Annotated in this window: 24 protein-coding genes; 23 read left to right on the top strand and 1 reads right to left on the bottom strand. The window is 46.1% G+C overall.

Annotated features, from left to right (window positions below; translation table 11 throughout):
• Nucleotides 1-3 precede the first annotated feature (3 nt).
• From L1D31_RS19195 to L1D31_RS19215, 5 genes are all read left to right on the top strand, one after another.
• A complete protein-coding gene (locus tag L1D31_RS19195; protein ID WP_239838653.1) occupies nt 4-198 on the top strand; it encodes a YheV family putative zinc ribbon protein in 195 nt (64 codons plus the stop codon).
• Nucleotides 199-294: 96 nt separating this feature from the next.
• On the top strand, nt 295-861 hold the full coding sequence (gene slyD, locus L1D31_RS19200; RefSeq protein WP_239838654.1) for a peptidylprolyl isomerase: 567 nt from the start codon (nt 295-297) through the stop codon (nt 859-861).
• Between the two features lie 125 nt (nt 862-986).
• Nucleotides 987-1,928: an isoaspartyl peptidase/L-asparaginase gene (locus L1D31_RS19205; RefSeq protein WP_239838655.1), complete on the top strand. Its 942-nt coding sequence runs from the start codon at nt 987-989 to the stop codon at nt 1,926-1,928.
• A gap of 133 nt (nt 1,929-2,061) precedes the next feature.
• Nucleotides 2,062-3,378 (top strand): adenylosuccinate synthase, encoded by a 1,317-nt coding sequence (locus L1D31_RS19210; RefSeq protein ID WP_239838656.1) that lies wholly within the window; start codon nt 2,062-2,064, stop codon nt 3,376-3,378.
• Nucleotides 3,379-3,649: 271 nt separating this feature from the next.
• A complete protein-coding gene (locus L1D31_RS19215; protein ID WP_239838657.1) occupies nt 3,650-4,288 on the top strand; it encodes a tetratricopeptide repeat protein in 639 nt (212 codons plus the stop codon).
• 84 nt (nt 4,289-4,372) lie between these two features.
• Here L1D31_RS19215 and L1D31_RS19220 read toward each other — a convergent pair whose 3' ends face one another.
• The gene (locus L1D31_RS19220) at nt 4,373-5,776 is read right to left on the bottom strand and encodes an amidohydrolase (protein WP_239838658.1); all 1,404 of its coding nucleotides are present in this window, start codon (nt 5,774-5,776) and stop codon (nt 4,373-4,375) included.
• Between the two features lie 253 nt (nt 5,777-6,029).
• On the opposite strand from L1D31_RS19220, the gene rnr reads away from it, so the two are divergent.
• From rnr to rpsH, 18 genes are all read left to right on the top strand, one after another.
• A complete protein-coding gene (gene rnr, locus L1D31_RS19225; protein ID WP_239838659.1) occupies nt 6,030-8,486 on the top strand; it encodes a ribonuclease R in 2,457 nt (818 codons plus the stop codon).
• Nucleotides 8,487-8,498: 12 nt separating this feature from the next.
• Entirely contained in the window at nt 8,499-9,236 is a 738-nt protein-coding gene (rlmB, locus tag L1D31_RS19230; RefSeq protein WP_239838660.1) for a 23S rRNA (guanosine(2251)-2'-O)-methyltransferase RlmB, read from the top strand.
• Between the two features lie 445 nt (nt 9,237-9,681).
• Nucleotides 9,682-9,993: a 30S ribosomal protein S10 gene (rpsJ, locus tag L1D31_RS19235; RefSeq protein ID WP_001181007.1), complete on the top strand. Its 312-nt coding sequence runs from the start codon at nt 9,682-9,684 to the stop codon at nt 9,991-9,993.
• Nucleotides 9,994-10,007: 14 nt separating this feature from the next.
• Complete coding sequence (rplC, locus tag L1D31_RS19240) at nt 10,008-10,637, top strand: 50S ribosomal protein L3 (RefSeq protein WP_006963219.1); 630 nt, start codon at nt 10,008-10,010, stop codon at nt 10,635-10,637.
• Nucleotides 10,638-10,654: 17 nt separating this feature from the next.
• On the top strand, nt 10,655-11,257 hold the full coding sequence (rplD, locus tag L1D31_RS19245) for a 50S ribosomal protein L4 (RefSeq protein ID WP_006963218.1): 603 nt from the start codon (nt 10,655-10,657) through the stop codon (nt 11,255-11,257).
• Nucleotides 11,254-11,556: a 50S ribosomal protein L23 gene (gene rplW, locus L1D31_RS19250; protein ID WP_093278415.1), complete on the top strand. Its 303-nt coding sequence runs from the start codon at nt 11,254-11,256 to the stop codon at nt 11,554-11,556. The genes rplD and rplW overlap by 4 nt, the downstream gene beginning before the upstream one ends.
• Nucleotides 11,557-11,572: 16 nt before the next feature.
• Complete coding sequence (gene rplB, locus L1D31_RS19255) at nt 11,573-12,397, top strand: 50S ribosomal protein L2 (protein ID WP_006963217.1); 825 nt, start codon at nt 11,573-11,575, stop codon at nt 12,395-12,397.
• Between the two features lie 21 nt (nt 12,398-12,418).
• Nucleotides 12,419-12,697, top strand: coding sequence for a 30S ribosomal protein S19 (gene rpsS, locus L1D31_RS19260; RefSeq protein ID WP_004745876.1), 279 nt, complete (start codon nt 12,419-12,421; stop codon nt 12,695-12,697).
• 10 nt (nt 12,698-12,707) lie between these two features.
• Nucleotides 12,708-13,040 carry a 50S ribosomal protein L22 gene (gene rplV, locus L1D31_RS19265; RefSeq protein ID WP_006963216.1) on the top strand — a complete coding sequence of 111 codons (333 nt, stop codon included), beginning with the start codon at nt 12,708-12,710 and terminating at the stop codon, nt 13,038-13,040.
• Between the two features lie 19 nt (nt 13,041-13,059).
• Nucleotides 13,060-13,758, top strand: a complete 699-nt coding sequence (gene rpsC / locus L1D31_RS19270) for a 30S ribosomal protein S3 (RefSeq protein ID WP_005471060.1) — start codon at nt 13,060-13,062, stop codon at nt 13,756-13,758.
• Between the two features lie 11 nt (nt 13,759-13,769).
• Entirely contained in the window at nt 13,770-14,180 is a 411-nt protein-coding gene (gene rplP, locus L1D31_RS19275; RefSeq protein WP_004410459.1) for a 50S ribosomal protein L16, read from the top strand.
• Nucleotides 14,180-14,371, top strand: coding sequence for a 50S ribosomal protein L29 (rpmC, locus tag L1D31_RS19280; protein ID WP_004410456.1), 192 nt, complete (start codon nt 14,180-14,182; stop codon nt 14,369-14,371). The genes rplP and rpmC overlap by 1 nt, the downstream gene beginning before the upstream one ends.
• The gene (rpsQ, locus tag L1D31_RS19285) at nt 14,371-14,625 is read left to right on the top strand and encodes a 30S ribosomal protein S17 (RefSeq protein WP_206371606.1); all 255 of its coding nucleotides are present in this window, start codon (nt 14,371-14,373) and stop codon (nt 14,623-14,625) included. Before rpmC ends, rpsQ begins: the two co-directional genes overlap by 1 nt.
• Nucleotides 14,626-14,789: 164 nt before the next feature.
• A complete protein-coding gene (gene rplN / locus L1D31_RS19290; protein WP_004745883.1) occupies nt 14,790-15,161 on the top strand; it encodes a 50S ribosomal protein L14 in 372 nt (123 codons plus the stop codon).
• 13 nt (nt 15,162-15,174) lie between these two features.
• Nucleotides 15,175-15,492: a 50S ribosomal protein L24 gene (gene rplX, locus L1D31_RS19295; protein ID WP_239838661.1), complete on the top strand. Its 318-nt coding sequence runs from the start codon at nt 15,175-15,177 to the stop codon at nt 15,490-15,492.
• Between the two features lie 23 nt (nt 15,493-15,515).
• Nucleotides 15,516-16,055 carry a 50S ribosomal protein L5 gene (rplE, locus tag L1D31_RS19300; protein WP_008072340.1) on the top strand — a complete coding sequence of 180 codons (540 nt, stop codon included), beginning with the start codon at nt 15,516-15,518 and terminating at the stop codon, nt 16,053-16,055.
• A 17-nt stretch (nt 16,056-16,072) separates the two neighbouring features.
• Nucleotides 16,073-16,378, top strand: a complete 306-nt coding sequence (rpsN, locus tag L1D31_RS19305) for a 30S ribosomal protein S14 (protein WP_006963211.1) — start codon at nt 16,073-16,075, stop codon at nt 16,376-16,378.
• 29 nt (nt 16,379-16,407) lie between these two features.
• A complete protein-coding gene (gene rpsH, locus L1D31_RS19310) occupies nt 16,408-16,800 on the top strand; it encodes a 30S ribosomal protein S8 (RefSeq protein WP_045974708.1) in 393 nt (130 codons plus the stop codon).

The following is a 16,800-nucleotide window of genomic DNA, read 5'->3' on the forward strand; positions in this document are numbered from 1 at the left end:
AAAATGAAAAAAAGATTTATCGCGGGAGCGAGCTGTCCTAAATGTTCCCAGCAAGATACGCTGCGCTGGTGGATAGAAAATAATATTGAGCTGGTAGAGTGTGTGGAATGTCATTATCAGGATCAGCGCAAACCGCAATCCGTAGAGAAAACTGAACACTCACAGCAAGAGATGATTGGTATTTTTAAGCCGGATTGATTGAGTTTCTGTGTTTGATCCCCATAATACCCTACATAGAAAATAGTTATTCGGAGCAAGCTACTTGCTCCGTTTCTTTATCTCCTTGGAGTCATTATGAAAATTGAAAAGAACGTAGTAGTAAGCCTTGCCTACCAGGTGAAACTGGAAGATGGCGCAGTGGTTGATCAGTCAACAGCAGAAGCACCACTTGACTACTTACACGGCAACAACAACCTGATCACAGGTCTTGAAACGGCACTAGAAGGTAAAGAAGCGGGCGCTAACTTCTCTGTAACTGTTTCTCCAGAAGAAGCTTACGGTGAGCACAACGACGCACTGGTTCAACGTGTACCGGCAAATGTTTTCCAAGGTGTTGATCAGATTGAAGTGGGTATGCGTTTCCTAGCAGATACTGACCAAGGTCCAATCCCAGTTGAAGTGACTGAGGTTGATGGTGACGAAGTTGTGGTGGACGGCAACCATATGCTTGCTGGTCAGACGCTAACTTTTGACGTTGAAGTTGTAGCGGTACGTGAAGCAACAGCAGAAGAAGTTGAGCACGGCCATGTTCACCAAGCTGGTGCACACGATCACGAAGGCGGTTGTTGTGGCGGCGATCATGACCACGCTGAAGAGAAGAAAGACGGCTGCTGTGGTGGCGGTAGCTGCGGTTCTCACTAACAGAGAAAAGACCACCTGAGTATTGTGCTCAGGTGTCGATTTTAAAGCGCAAGCTAAGTGATTAGCTTGCGCTTTTTGTTTATCTAAGGTGTGATGAGAGCAAAGCACACTCAAAGGAGTAGGACGTGAGTAAATCATTTTCAATCGCGATTCATGGCGGTGCGGGGACAATTTTACGTGAACAGATGAGTGACGATCTAAAAGCGGAGATTCTCAACGATTTAGAAAAGTCCGTTCGTTCTGGTCATGAGGTTCTTGCTCGTGGCGGTGATGCTATGGATGCCGTCGTTGCCGCAGTGAAGGTGCTGGAGGATTCGGTCAACTTTAATGCTGGTCGAGGCTCAGTGTTAACGCACAAGGAAATTGTTGAGATGGATGCCTCTGTCATGCACGGTAAAGAAGCAAATGCAGGAGCAGTGGCTGGCGTGCGCCACATTCGTAACCCGATTGAGTTGGCTCGTGATGTGATGACAGACAGTAACCATGTACTGTTGATCGGAGATGGGGCCGAAGAGTTTGCCTTTGAGCAGGGTCATCAATACACCGAACAAGATTACTTCTTCACTGACCGACGCTATGACCAGTTGCAGTCGATGAAAGAGAAAGGCTTATTTGCCTTATCCGAGTCGAAATATCCGGATGACAAGAAATACGGCACAGTCGGCGCTGTTGCTCTAGACAAGCAAGGCAATTTAGCGGCAGCCACCAGTACTGGTGGTGTGACTAACAAAAAGTACGGCCGAGTGGGGGACTCTTCCATCATTGGTGCGGGTACGTTTGCCGAAAATGGTAATGTGGCGGTATCGACTACCGGAATGGGGGAATACTTTATTCGCAAGACTGTCGCGAGTGATGTGGCAGCGCGAATGCGTTATCTCAAGGAAGATGTGCATACGGCCTGCGAGACTGTAATTCAAGGCGAGTTGAAGGCTATGGGAGGCGAAGGTGGTCTGATCGCCATTGACGGTGATGGACGTGTTCACTTTGCGATGAACAGCAGCGGCATGTATCGAGCGAGTATTGGCACAGATGGCAGCCTGTTAGTGAAGATTTATGCGGATGATTAGGGGCAAAACGACCCCTAATAGTAGCACTAACAAGAGGTTAGTGCTTCATTACACTTCTATGATTAAAAAATGACTGCAAGAAGTGTGATTCAGTGCTAGAATCCATTTTTAACTAGCAATCAGACTTGGAAAGATGGGAAATAACGTAGTCGTTCTGGGCACCCAATGGGGTGACGAAGGTAAAGGTAAAATCGTAGACCTTTTAACTGAAGATGCAAAATACGTGGTTCGCTACCAAGGCGGTCACAACGCAGGTCACACTCTAGTCATTGACGGTGAAAAAACCGTTCTTCACTTAATTCCATCAGGTATTCTTCGCGATAACGTAAAATGTGTTATCGGTAATGGCGTAGTACTATCGCCTGAAGCTCTCCTTAAAGAAATGAAGCCTCTTGAAGAGCGCGGTATTCCAGTACGCGAGCGTCTTTTCGTGTCTGAAGCTTGTCCTCTAATTCTTCCTTACCACATCGCTATCGACAACGCGCGTGAAATCGCTCGTGGCGCGAAAGCTATTGGTACAACAGGTCGCGGTATTGGTCCTGCTTACGAAGACAAAGTTGCTCGTCGTGGTCTACGCGTTGGTGACCTGTTCGATAAAGAGATGTTTGCTGAGAAGTTAAAAGAAGTTATGGCCTTCCATAACTTCCAGCTAGAGCACTTCTACAAAGCTGAAACAGTGAGCTACGAAGAAGTACTTGAGCAATGCATGAGCTACGCAAATCTTCTTACTTCAATGGTTATCGACGTCACTGACGAGTTAGACGCAGCACGTAAGCGCGGCGACAAGATTATGTTCGAAGGCGCTCAAGGTACGCTACTTGATATCGACCACGGTACTTACCCATACGTAACGTCTTCTAACACGACGGCTGGTGGTGTTGCTGCGGGTTCTGGTTTCGGTCCTCGTCACATCGGTTACATCCTTGGTATTACTAAGGCTTACTGTACTCGTGTTGGTTCAGGTCCATTCCCAACTGAGCTTTACGATGGTCAAGACAAGCAAGACCCAGTAGGTAAGCACCTAGGTGATGTCGGTCATGAGTTTGGCGCAACAACGGGTCGTCTACGTCGTACAGGTTGGTTCGATGCAGTGGCAATGCGCCGCGCAATCCAAATCAACTCGCTAACAGGTATGTGCCTAACTAAGCTAGACGTTCTTGATGGTCTGAAAGAGATCAAGATCTGTACTGGTTACAAGATGAAAGATGGCTCTATCCTAGAAGTTTCTCCAATGGCTGCAGAGTCATTCGAAGAAGCAACGCCAATCTACGAAACTATGCCAGGTTGGTCTGAGACAACCTTTGGTGCTAAATCTTTAGAGGCGCTTCCACAAGCAGCTCTGGATTACATCAAGCGTATTGAAGAACTTACGGGTGTTCCGGTAGACATTATCTCTACAGGTCCAGACCGTAACGAGACAATCATCAAGGTTCACCCTTACAAAGCTTAATTCTGGTCGCTTTCTGTGATTTAAAAACCAGCGTGGAAACGCTGGTTTTTTTATGCTCAATATTTATGCATTATCTATACAGACAGTGGCAAGTTTTTGCCAGTCTTCGGCAATTTTGATTAAAGAGTTAGCAGTCATTGCCGATACAGGTATCAAGATTGCCGTTTGTACGGTTAATCCTCAATATACAGGTTGCTAAGAACCCAGCTTGTATTGCCTGTCGTGGTGAGTAGACAGGTGGAGACATTATCGAAGTCAAAGAGTGCAGACAATGAAGCTAAGAAAGTTAGCTGCTTCGATGGTATTTTTGTTTGGGGCCTCCATGGCTAATGCCAATGAACTTACTGAGATTGGTGAGCCGATTCCCATCTATACCGAAGCTGAACTGATTAAACTGATCAACGAAAATAAACATTTAGAACAGGTCAAAGCAGACAGTTGCCAATTGGTTGAAGACATTGTTGCTCGTGCAACGAGGATCAGCCTGCCATCGTACGAATTTTTGTATGGGGATATGTTAGCGTGGGGTGTCTGTGTCGAGCAGGATGTCGAACTGGGCTTGTACTATATGGAAAATGCAGCGCATCAGGGCTTGCCAGCAGCACTGGAACAGCTCGGGCGTTATTATTCGCGCGGTACCTTAGTTCAGCAGGACAAAGAGCGTGCGATCCCCTATTTGCGTGAAGCGGCTGCAATGGGTAACCTTAAGGCACGTATTCACTTAGCGGAGCTGTTACTGCGTGACTATGGCAGTCCGCTGGATTACGAAGATGCCTATCGCTGGCTATACAACTCAGTGACAGCTGATCAGCGCACGCACAAACGTATTTCGATTCTGCGCCAAGGCTTAGAGCGGAGAATGCCACAAAATATTATTGCCAGAGCCAAAAAACGCGATACCTTCTGGTAACTCATCGACCTGACTGCACTCAGAGCGTGAATGAAAAGAAAATGCCCAGCACTTGCTGGGCATTGCTGCTTTAAGACAGGGGGATTATTGTACGACTTCCCCTGATTCAATCACGGTCTCTCGTACGACTTCTGTAAACTCAAGCGCTTCTTTACGAATCGCTGCTTCATTTACGGTTAGCATCTTGCGATCTTCCATCAGGATTTTTCCGTCAACAATGGAATGGCGGACGTTGCCAGAATTTGCAGAATAAACCAATGCAGAGTATGGGTTGTATACGGGCACCATGTTTGGTGCTTTGGTATCGACAACGATGATATCCGCTAGCTTTCCTTCCTCTAGTGAGCCGATTTTGTCTTCCATATGCAGTGCTTTTGCTGCGCCCATGGTCGCCATATCGATCACTTTAATCGGTGGCATAGCAGCACGGTCTTTGTTAACCAGCTTATGCACTTTAGCGACCTGATTGAATTCATCAATGGTGCTTAGTGTGTTACCAGACATTGGACCATCAGTGCCTAAACCAATACGAACGCCTTGATCGTACATCTTAAGCGCTGGTGATACGCCTTTCGCTGACTTAATGTTGGCACTCATGTTATGGGCAACGCCCATATCCGATTGTTTGACCAATTCAATGTCTTTGTCATCGACGAGAATCATATGTGCGCCAACTAAGTTTTTGTTGAGTGCGCCAATGCTATCCATGTACTCAACGGGAGACATTCCTTCAGCACGCTCAGCGATTTTTTCTTCTTCACGATGCGATTCTGCAAGGTGAATCATGACTGGAACATCCTTCTCCAGTGATAGTTTGGCAATTTTCTGCAGAGTTTCTGTTGTATTGGTGTAAGGTGCATGCGGGGCGAATGCGGGTGTAATGCGAGGGTGGTCTTTGTACTCTTCAATAAAGTTGAGCGCGTACTGAATACCTTCTTCTGCATTGGCTGCATCAGCAACTGGGAATTTAATCACTGTTTCGCCAAGAATGGCTCGCATGCCGATTTTATCGACAGTTTTAGCCACTTCGTCTTCAAAGTAGTACATGTCGGCATAAGTCGTCACGCCCCCTTTGACCATTTCGACGTTACCTAGGTTGGCACCAATGCGTACCATATCACGGGAGACGAGCTTAGCTTCAAGCGGGAAGATATAACGGTGTAGTCGGTCAGGAACATCGTCCGCTAGCGAACGAAAGACAGTCATTGATACGTGAGTGTGCGTGTTAATCAGGCCTGGCATCACGATATCACCATCAACATCGAGTGTTTTCTTAGCTTGGTATTGTGATTCAAGCGATTGGTCACCAACGGCCAAAATTTTATTATCTTTGATCACAACGGTGCCTTTTTCATACACCTGCTTGTCATGATTCATGGTTAATACCATCGCATCTGTGATCATCAGATCGACTTTCTCGGCGGCAGAAACGGATAAGGAACATAACCCTGCGACTGCAGCGGAAAGTAAAGTACGCTTAATACTCATAACGAAACCTAAATAAAATATAAAAAGTAAAATTTGACTGGATAATAGAGTGAAATTTCACTTTTGCAATCGTTTGCTTTGTCATTTTCATAAAAGTGTGATCTTTGAATTTTGTTGTAAAAGATCGTGATCAAAGATGTTAACAGATGAAAACACAATAGAATTTGGCTTTTTAATCTATCTATCCTGTAGCTTAGTAAGTGAGTCGGATATACTAGCTTTAATTACCTTCCTTGTTTAATTAGGCGCGCCTATGTCAGAAAGCACACCAAACGATCCGTTTGCAGCTCGTGAATCAGAAAATTATGAAAACCCTGTTCCAAGCCGGGAGTTCATTCTTGAGTTTCTCGCACAGGCGGGTGTCCCCTTGAATCGCAATGACTTGTTTGAAGCCCTACATTTAGAGGGCGAAGAGCAGTATGAAGGTTTACGTCGTAGACTGAGAGCGATGGAGCGTGATGGTCAATTGGTGTTTACGCGTCGTCAATGCTACGCCTTGCCGGAAAAGCTCGAAATGGTCAAAGGCTACGTGATTGGCCACAAGGACGGCCACGGTTGGGTTCGTCCAGAAGGCAGTGTTGGTAAAGATAATGACATAGTGTTGCCACATCATCAGATGAAGAACATCATTCATGGTGACTATGTACTGGTGCAACCAACGGACAACTCTAAGCGAGGGCGAAAGGAAGGGCGACTTGTTCGTGTTTTAGAAGAGCGAGCAACGCAGATTGTGGGTCGTTTCTTCCTTGAGTATGGCTACTCATACGTTGTTCCTGATGATTCACGTATCAGCCAAGATATTCTGATTCCAAATGAACAGCGTGCCGGGGCTCGTATGGGGAACGTTGTGGTGATTGAAATCACTGATCGTGGCTCTCGCTCTCGCGGCATGATGGGGAAAGTCATTGAGGTGCTAGGTGAAAATATGGCACCAGGTATGGAAACACAAATCGCAATCCGCACTCACCAAATTCCCCATGAGTGGCCTGAAGCTGTCGACAAGCAAATTGAGGGACTGGGTGAAGAGGTTCCAGAAGAGGCGAAACAAGGCCGTGTTGATCTTCGTGAACTACCACTAGTGACTATCGATGGTGAAGACGCGCGTGATTTCGATGATGCAGTTTTCTGTCAGAAAAAGAAAAGTGGCGGTTGGCGCCTATGGGTGGCGATTGCCGATGTGAGTTATTATGTCCGCCCCGATAGCGCTTTAGATAAAGAAGCGATTAACCGCGGTAACTCGGTTTACTTCCCATCGCAAGTGGTGCCTATGCTTCCGGAAGTATTGTCTAACGGCTTATGTTCTCTTAACCCGCAAGTTGATCGCTTATGTATGGTGTGTGAGATGACCATCTCTGAGACGGGTAAGTTATCTGGCTATAAGCACTACGAAGCGGTGATGAACTCACATGCTCGTCTGACTTACAACAAGGTGAACGATATCCTTGAAGGAGATGAGGAACTGCGTCAAAGATATGAGCCATTAGTTCCGCACTTGGAAGAGCTGCATAAGATGTATAAAGTGCTTAAGCACGCTCGAGATAATCGTGGCGCTATCGAGTTTGAAACGGTCGAGACTAAGTTCATCTTTAATGCTGAGCGTAAGATTGACAGCATCGAACCGGTAATCCGTAATGATGCGCATAAGATTATCGAAGAATGTATGATTCTTGCCAATATTGCTTCTGCTTCCTTGGTTGAAAAAGCAAAAGAGCCAGCACTGTATCGCATTCACGAATCTCCGGGTGAGCTGAGATTACAAGGTTTCCGTGACTTCTTAGGCGAATTAGGTTTACATCTCAATGGTGGTTTAGAGCCTTCACCGACAGACTATGCAGATTTGGTCAAGCAGATTGGTGAACGTGCGGATAAAGAGTTGATTCAAACCATGTTGCTTCGCTCAATGAAGCAGGCGGTGTACAACGCCGATAACTGTGGTCACTTTGGTTTGGCATTAAAACGCTACGCGCACTTTACTTCCCCTATTCGTCGCTATCCGGATCTCTTGCTTCATCGGGCAATCAAATACCTGATTGCAAAAGAGAATGGCACGCTGAAAGATCGTTGGACACCTACAGGTGGCTTCCATTACTCCTTTGATGATATGGACTTCTATGGTGAGCAGTGTTCGATGACAGAGCGTCGTGCCGATGATGCGACGCGTGAAGTGTCTGACTGGCTTAAGTGTGAATATATGCAAGATCATGTCGGAGAAGAGCTGGATGGTGTTATAGCCAATGTCACCGGTTTTGGTTTCTTCGTGCGTCTGACAGAGTTACATATTGACGGATTGGTGCATATTTCGACGCTTGCTAATGACTATTATCAATTTGACCCTATTGGCCAAAGACTTATTGGTGAAAGCTTTGGCGCTATTTATCGGCTTGGTGATGCTGTTAAAGTCAAAGTACTTTCCGTCAACCTCGATGATCGACAAATAGACTTTGAATTGATCGAAACAAATCGTAAGCTACGCGGCAAAGGAAAAACCGCTAAGAAGCGTGCTGCTGAGGCGCAGAAAAAAGCCAAAGCGAAAAAGAATGCGGCTGCGACTGGTCGACGTTCAGTTGATAAGGCCAAACCTTTGGTTGAACCAACCAAACGCCCAGACGCAGGCCCCGAAGAAGGTAAAAAAGCCGTGAAGCAGTCAGATAAAGCACGTAAGAAAAAGCCACGTAATAAAGCTAAGAAAGCACGTAGCAAGAAACAGTAATCGGATAAAGTAATGAGTAACGAATTTATTTACGGGATTCACGCAGTAAAAGCGGTATTGGCAAAAGAGCCAGAGCGCTTTGTTGAAGCCTTTGTATTAAAAGGTCGTCAAGATGACCGTTTAATGCCAATCCTAAATGAGCTCCAGATGTGTGGCGTGTCGATTCAACAAATGACACGTAAGACTCTTGATGATAAAGCTCGTGGCGCTAACCACCAGGGCATTATGGCCAAGGTGAAGCCGGCCAAGCAGCTAAATGAAAATGATCTCGATGACATCCTTGCCCAACATTCTGCACCATTATTGCTGGTACTGGATGGAGTCACCGATCCGCATAACCTCGGCGCGTGTTTACGAAATGCCGATGCGGCTGGTGTGGCTGCGGTGATCGTCCCTAAAGATAAATCAGCAAACATTAACGCGACAGTCAGCAAAGTTGCTTGTGGCGCAGCAGAAACGGTGCCTTTGGTTCGCGTAACCAACCTTGCTCGGACTATGCGTGCGTTGCAAGAGCAGGGGATCTGGTTTGTCGGCACGGCCGGGGAAGCGACACATGACATCTACCAAGCTAAGTTAACTGGGCCTCTTGCTATCGTCATGGGAGCGGAAGGTGATGGCATGCGTCGCCTGACACGTGAAACCTGTGATGACCTGATTAAAATCCCAATGGCAGGCAGTGTGTCGAGCTTGAACGTTTCTGTTGCTTCTGGGGTGTGTTTATTTGAAGCGGTGCGTCAACGACTCGTTTGACTTTACCCATAGGACTACCTTCCTAATAACAAAACGCAGACGGCTAGCACCGTCTGCGTTTTTGCTTCTGAAATCCATCTTCATATCTGTTCTAGTTTATTTTTCAAACAACCCTTGCACATAAAATTGTGATCTGTATAATGCGTCGCACTGGTTAAGCCAGTTGTGAACCAATGAGCAATGAGGAGCGAGCAAATCAGATTGATTTGCAAGGTAATGTAAACTCAGCTTATGTTCGCGGTTAATACAATTAGCTATCTTTTCTTCGGAAAAACTATCCCCAAAGGTGACTTTGGCATGTAGGGGTAGTTAATCGAAAATTAACTGACAATGCGTCCTAATCTTGGATGCTACGGTTTCACATAAATCAATCGACATTCTCTCGCTTTTGCGAGTTTGAGTGGCGATATTGTTTGTGTAATATTTAATTTTGGAGCTCTGTCTCATGCAGAACCAACGTATCCGTATCCGCCTAAAAGCTTTCGATTACAAACTGATCGATGCTTCTACAGCGGAAATCGTTGAAACAGCTAAGCGCACTGGCGCACAGGTTCGTGGTCCAATCCCACTACCTACTCGTAAAGAGCGTTTCACAGTTCTTATCTCTCCACACGTTAACAAAGATGCTCGTGATCAGTACGAAATCCGTACTCACAAACGTCTAATCGACATCGTTGAGCCAACAGACAAAACTGTTGATGCTCTGATGCGTCTAGACCTTGCTGCGGGCGTTGACGTACAAATTAGCCTAGGTTAAGGGAGATTAGAAGAATGATTGGTCTAATCGGTCGTAAAGTGGGCATGACCCGCGTATTTACTGAAGAAGGCGTTTCTATCCCAGTAACAGTTGTTGAGGTTGAAGCTAACCGTGTTTCTCAAGTGCGTACACTTGAAACTGACGGCTACGCAGCAATCCAGGTAACTACTGGCGCTAAGAAAGCTAACCGTGTTTCTAAGCCAGAAGCTGGCCACTTTGCGAAAGCAGGTGTTGAAGCTGGTCGCGGTCTTTGGGAATTCCGTTTGGAAAACGGTGAAGAGTTTGAAGTTGGTGCTGAACTAACTGTTGAACTGTTCAACGAAACTAAGAAAGTAGACGTTACTGGTACATCTAAAGGTAAAGGCTTCCAAGGCGCTGTTAAGCGTTGGAACTTCTCTACTCAAGATATGACTCACGGTAACTCATTGTCTCACCGTGCTCCTGGTTCTATCGGTCAATGTCAGACTCCAGGTCGCGTATTTAAAGGCAAGAAAATGGCAGGTCACATGGGTGCTGAGCGTGTAACGACTCAAAACCTAGAGATCGTACGTGTTGACGCTGAGCGCAACCTGCTTCTTATTAAAGGTGCAGTCCCTGGCGCAACAGGCGGTAACGTGATCGTTAAACCAGCTGTTAAAGCATAACGTCTCAGGAGTAAGTAATGGAACTAATGGTTAAAGGTGCTGATGCACTAACTGTTTCCGAAACTACTTTCGGACGTGAGTTTAACGAAGCTCTTGTACACCAAGTAGTTGTTGCGTATGCAGCAGGTGCTCGTCAAGGTACTCGTGCTCAAAAAACACGTTCAGAAGTTGCAGGCGGTGGCGCTAAGCCATGGCGTCAAAAAGGTACTGGCCGTGCACGTGCTGGTACAATCCGTAGCCCAATCTGGCGTACAGGTGGTGTTACTTTTGCTGCGAAACCACAAGATCACAGCCAAAAAGTAAACAAAAAAATGTACCGTGGTGCTATGAAGAGCATTCTTTCTGAGCTTGTTCGTCAAGAGCGTCTAATCGTTGTTGATAACTTCTCAGTAGAAGCACCTAAAACTAAAGAGCTTGTAGCTAAGCTTAAAGAGCTTGAGCTAACTGACGCGCTTATCGTGACTAGCGAAGTAGATGAGAATCTATTCCTAGCTGCTCGTAACCTATACAAAGTTGACGCACGTGACGTTGCTGGTATCGACCCAGTATCGCTAATTGCGTTTGACAAGGTTGTAATTACTGCTGAAGCAGTTAAGCAAGTAGAGGAGATGCTAGCATGATCACTGAAGAGCGTATCCTAAAAGTTCTACGTGCACCGCACATCTCTGAAAAAGCAACTATGGCAGCTGAGAAAGCGAACACTATCGTTTTCAAAGTAGCTAAAGATGCTACTAAAAAAGAGATCAAAGCAGCTGTAGAAAAGCTATTTGAAGTTGAAGTTAAGTCTGTAAATACTCTTATCAATAAGGGTAAGACCAAACGTCAAGGTCTACGCCAAGGTCGCCGCAGCGACGTTAAGAAAGCGTACGTTACTTTGAAAGAAGGTCAAGATCTTGACTTCGTTGGCGGCGCGGAATAACAGGAGTAGTTGAGAAATGGCTATTGTTAAATGTAAGCCGACTTCCCCTGGTCGTCGTCACGTTGTTAAAGTTGTTAACGCTGACCTACACAAGGGCAAGCCATACGCACCTCTTCTAGAGAAAAACTCTAAGAACGGTGGTCGTAACAACAACGGTCGTATTACAGTACGTCACATCGGCGGTGGTCACAAGCACCACTACCGTGTCATTGACTTCAAACGTACTAAAGACGGTATCCCAGCGAAAGTTGAGCGTCTAGAATACGATCCAAACCGTAGCGCTAACATCGCTCTAGTTCTGTATGCAGACGGTGAGCGTCGTTACATCCTAGCACCTAAAGGTGTTCAAGCTGGTGATGCTATCCAGTCTGGTGCAGACGCACCAATCAAAGCTGGTAACGCACTTCCAATGCGTAACATCCCAGTAGGTTCAACTGTACACAACGTTGAACTTAAGCCTGGTAAAGGTGGTCAGCTAGCTCGTTCGGCTGGTGCATATGCTCAAATCGTTGCTCGCGACGGTGCATACGTAACTATCCGTCTACGTTCTGGCGAAATGCGCAAAGTACTTTCTGAAGGCCGTGCAACAATCGGTGAAGTTGGTAACTCTGAGCACATGCTACGTGAACTTGGTAAAGCTGGTGCTAGCCGCTGGCGTGGTGTTCGTCCAACCGTTCGTGGTGTTGTGATGAACCCAGTAGACCACCCACACGGTGGTGGTGAAGGCCGTACTTCTGGTGGTCGTCACCCAGTTTCACCATGGGGTCAGCCAACTAAAGGCTTCAAGACTCGTAAGAACAAACGCACCGACAAGTACATCGTACGTCGTCGTAACAAGTAATCTATATAAAGAGGAATCGCCATGCCACGTTCTCTCAAGAAAGGTCCATTTATTGACCTACACTTGCTGAAGAAGGTAGAGAAAGCGGTGGAAAGCGGAGACAAAAAGCCTATTAAGACTTGGTCCCGTCGTTCAATGATCATCCCTACGATGATCGGTTTGACCATCGCTGTCCATAATGGTCGTCAGCACGTACCAGTTTTCGTTACCGAAGAAATGATCGGTCACAAACTGGGTGAATTTGCACCAACTCGTACTTACCGCGGCCACGTCGTGGATAAGAAAGCTAAGAAGCGTTAAGGAGTAGATGATGGAAGCACTAGCTAAACATAACTTTGCTCGCATTTCGCCTCAGAAAGCTCGCTTAGTTGCGGATCAAATCCGTGGTAAATCAGTTGACCAAGCTCTAGAAATCCTAACTTTCAGCAACAAAAAAGCTGCTGACCTAGTTAAGAAAGTTCTTGAGTCAGCTATCGCGAACGCGGAGCACAACGAAGGTGCAGATATTGACGATCTAAGTGTCGCAAAGATCTTCGTAGATGAAGGCCCTATCATGAAGCGTATTATGCCTCGTGCTAAAGGTCGTGCGGATCGTATCTTGAAGCGTTCAAGCCACATCACTGTTGTTGTAGCAGATCGCTAAGAGACTAGGAGAGTAAGCAATGGGTCAGAAAGTACATCCAAATGGTATTCGTCTTGGCATCGTTAAGCCTTGGAATGCTACATGGTTTGCTAACACCAAAGATTTCGCTGACAACCTAGACGGCGACTTCAAGGTACGTCAGTTCCTTACAAGTGAACTGAAAAAAGCGTCTCTATCACGCATCGTTATCGAGCGTCCTGCTAAGAGTATCCGTGTGACTATTCACACTGCTCGTCCAGGCGTTGTTATCGGTAAGAAAGGTGAAGACGTTGAGAAGCTACGCGCAGCAGTAGCTAAAATTGCAGGTGTACCAGCGCAAATTAACATCGCTGAAGTACGTAAGCCTGAACTAGATGCGCAACTTGTTGGTGACAGCATCGCGTCTCAGCTAGAGCGTCGTGTGATGTTCCGTCGTGCTATGAAGCGCGCGGTACAAAACGCTATGCGTCTAGGTGCTAAAGGTATCAAAGTAGAAGTAAGTGGTCGTCTAGGCGGCGCTGAAATCGCACGTTCAGAGTGGTACCGTGAAGGTCGTGTACCTCTACACACTCTACGTGCTGACATTGATTACGCAACTTCTTCGGCTCACACTCAATACGGTGTAATCGGCATTAAAGTTTGGATCTTCAAAGGTGAGATCCTAGGCGGTATGCCAGCAGCTAACGCTGTAGAGCCTAAAGGCGACAAGCCTAAGAAGCAGCGCAAAGGCCGTAAGTAAGGAGTCGACAGATGCTACAACCTAAACGTACTAAGTTCCGTAAGGTTCAGACTGGTCGTAACCGTGGTCTAGCTAAAGGTACTGATGTAAGCTTCGGCGAATTCGGTCTTAAAGCAACTGGCCGTGGCCGTCTAACTGCTCGTCAAATCGAAGCGGCACGTCGTGCAATGACACGTCACGTTAAGCGTCAAGGTAAAATCTGGATCCGTGTGTTCCCAGACAAACCTATCACAGAAAAACCACTTGAAGTTCGTCAAGGTAAGGGTAAAGGTAACGTTGAGTACTGGGTAGCCCAAATCCAACCTGGTAAGGTTATGTACGAAATGGGTGGTGTACCTGAAGAATTGGCTCGTGAAGCGTTCCGTCTAGCGGCGCGTAAACTGCCATTCAAAACTACGTTTGTAACTAAGCAGGTGATGTGATGAAAGCACAAGATCTACGCGAAAAAAGCGTTGAAGAGCTTAACGCTGAGCTATTGAATTTGCTACGCGAACAGTTCAACTTGCGCATGCAAGCTGCAACTGGTCAGCTACAGCAAACTCATACTCTGAAAGCTGTACGTCGTGATATCGCACGTGTGAAAACCGTATTGACTGAGAAGGCAGGCGCATAATGAGCGACAAAATTCGTACTTCATTTGGTCGTGTAGTTAGCAACAAAGCAGACAAGTCTATCACTGTTGCTATCGAGCGCATGGTTAAACACCCAATTTACGGCAAGTTCGTAAAGCGCACGACTAAAGTTCACGCACATGACGAGAACAACGAGTGTGGCCTAGGCGATACTGTTGAAATTCGTGAATGTCGTCCACTGTCTAAGACTAAGTCTTGGACTTTGGTTAAAGTTGTAGAAAAGGCGAAGATCTAATCTTCACTATTCTATAAACAAAAAAACGGCTCCAAAATTATTTTGGGGCCGTTTATTTTTTGACTACCCAATCACAGAAAAGGGTGGTACAATTCGCGTCCCTTTTAAAGAGGCAGCCCGACCCGTGATGGGTCTAGTTATTAATATTTAGCGGAGCACTAACAATGATCCAAATGCAAAGTACACTTGACGCAGCTGATAACTCTGGCGCGCGCAAGGTAATGTGTATTAAGGTCCTGGGTGGCTCACACCGCCGTTATGCACATATCGGTGACGTCATCAAAGTTACTGTTAAGGAAGCAATTCCTCGCGGTAAAGTTAAGAAAGGTGACGTTCTGAAGGCGGTAGTAGTGCGCACCCGTAAAGGCGTACGTCGTCCAGACGGTTCTGTCATTCGCTTCGACCGTAATGCTTGCGTATTGTTGAACGACAACACTGAGCAACCAATCGGTACACGTATCTTTGGCCCTGTGACGCGTGAACTTCGTGGCGATAAGTTCATGAAGATCGTTTCACTGGCTCCAGAAGTTCTGTAAGGAGCACGTAGAAATGGCAGCTAAAATCCGTCGTAACGACGAAGTAATCGTTCTTGCTGGTAAAGACAAAGGCAAGAAAGGTAAAGTAACTAAGGTTCTAGCAACTGGTAAAGTTGTTGTTGAAGGTATCAACCTTGTTAAGAAGCACCAAAAGCCGGTTCCGGCTCTAGGTCAACAAGGTGGCATCGTTGAGCAAGAAGCAGCTATTGATGCTTCTAACGTTGCAATCTTTAACTCAGCTACTGGTAAAGCTGACCGTATCGGTTTCCGTTTTGAAGATGGTAAGAAAGTACGTTTCTTTAAATCTAACAACGAAATCGTTTCTAACTAATAGAAGTAATTTGGAGTTCTACTATGGCGAAACTGCATGATTACTACAAGTCGTCTGTAGTCGCTGAACTGACCAAAGAGTTCAGCTACACAAGCGTCATGCAAGTCCCTAGAATCGAGAAAATCACCCTAAATATGGGTGTTGGTGAAGCAATCAACGATAAGAAACTGCTAGAAAACGCAGCTGCTGATATGGCAACGATCTCAGGTCAAAAGCCACTTATCACTAAAGCGCGTAAATCTGTTGCAGGTTTCAAAATCCGCGAAGGCTACCCTATCGGTTGTAAAGTAACCTTGCGTGGCGAACGTATGTGGGATTTTCTTGAGCGTTTAATTAACATCGCTCTTCCACGTGTACGTGACTTCCGTGGTGTTAGCGCTAAGTCTTTTGACGGACGCGGTAACTACAGCATGGGCGTTCGCGAGCAAATCATCTTCCCGGAAATCGACTTTGATAAAGTTGATCGAGTACGCGGTCTAGACATCACTATTACGACGTCTGCTGGTACTGATGAGGAAGGCCGTGCTCTGCTGGCTGCCTTTAACTTCCCATTCCGTAAGTAAGGTGAAGGGTTACTGTTATGGCTAAAAATTCAATGAAAGCACGTGAAGCAAAACGTGCGAAGCTAGTAGCTAAGTTCGCTGAAAAGCGCGCTGCGCTTAAAGCTATCATCAGCGATGTAAACGCATCTGAAGAAGATCGTTGGAACGCAGTTCTTAAATTGCAATCTCTTCCACGTGATTCAAGTGCATCACGTCAGCGCAACCGTTGTAACCAAACTGGTCGTCCACACGGTTACCTACGTAAGTTCGGTCTAAGCCGTATCAAAGTTCGTGAAGCTTGCATGAAAGGCGAGATTCCTGGACTTCGTAAGGCTAGCTGGTAATTGCCACTTAATCATTTGGAGTAAATCATATGAGCATGCAAGATCCGATTTCGGATATGCTGACCCGCGTTCGTAACGGTCAGGCAGCAAACAAAGTTGCTGTTAAAATGCCTTCTTCAAAGCTTAAAGTTGCAATTGCTGCACTACTAAAAGCTGAAGGTTACATCACTGATTTCGCTGTAGAAGGCGAAGCTAAACCTGAGCTAGAAGTTACACTTAAGTACTTCCAAGCTAAACCAGTAATCGAGCAACTTAAACGTGTTTCTCGTCCAGGTCTACGTGTTTACAAGAAGAAAGATGAACTTCCTTCTGTAATGGGTGGTCTTGGTGTTGCTATCGTTTCAACTTCCAAGGGTCTTATGTCAGACCGCGCTGCACGTAAAGCAGGTCTTGGTGGTGAAATCATCTGCTACGTAGCTTAA

The sequence above is a fragment of the Vibrio sp. Isolate23 genome (assembly GCF_022398095.1).
GTDB classification, from domain to species: domain Bacteria; phylum Pseudomonadota; class Gammaproteobacteria; order Enterobacterales; family Vibrionaceae; genus Vibrio; species Vibrio coralliilyticus_A.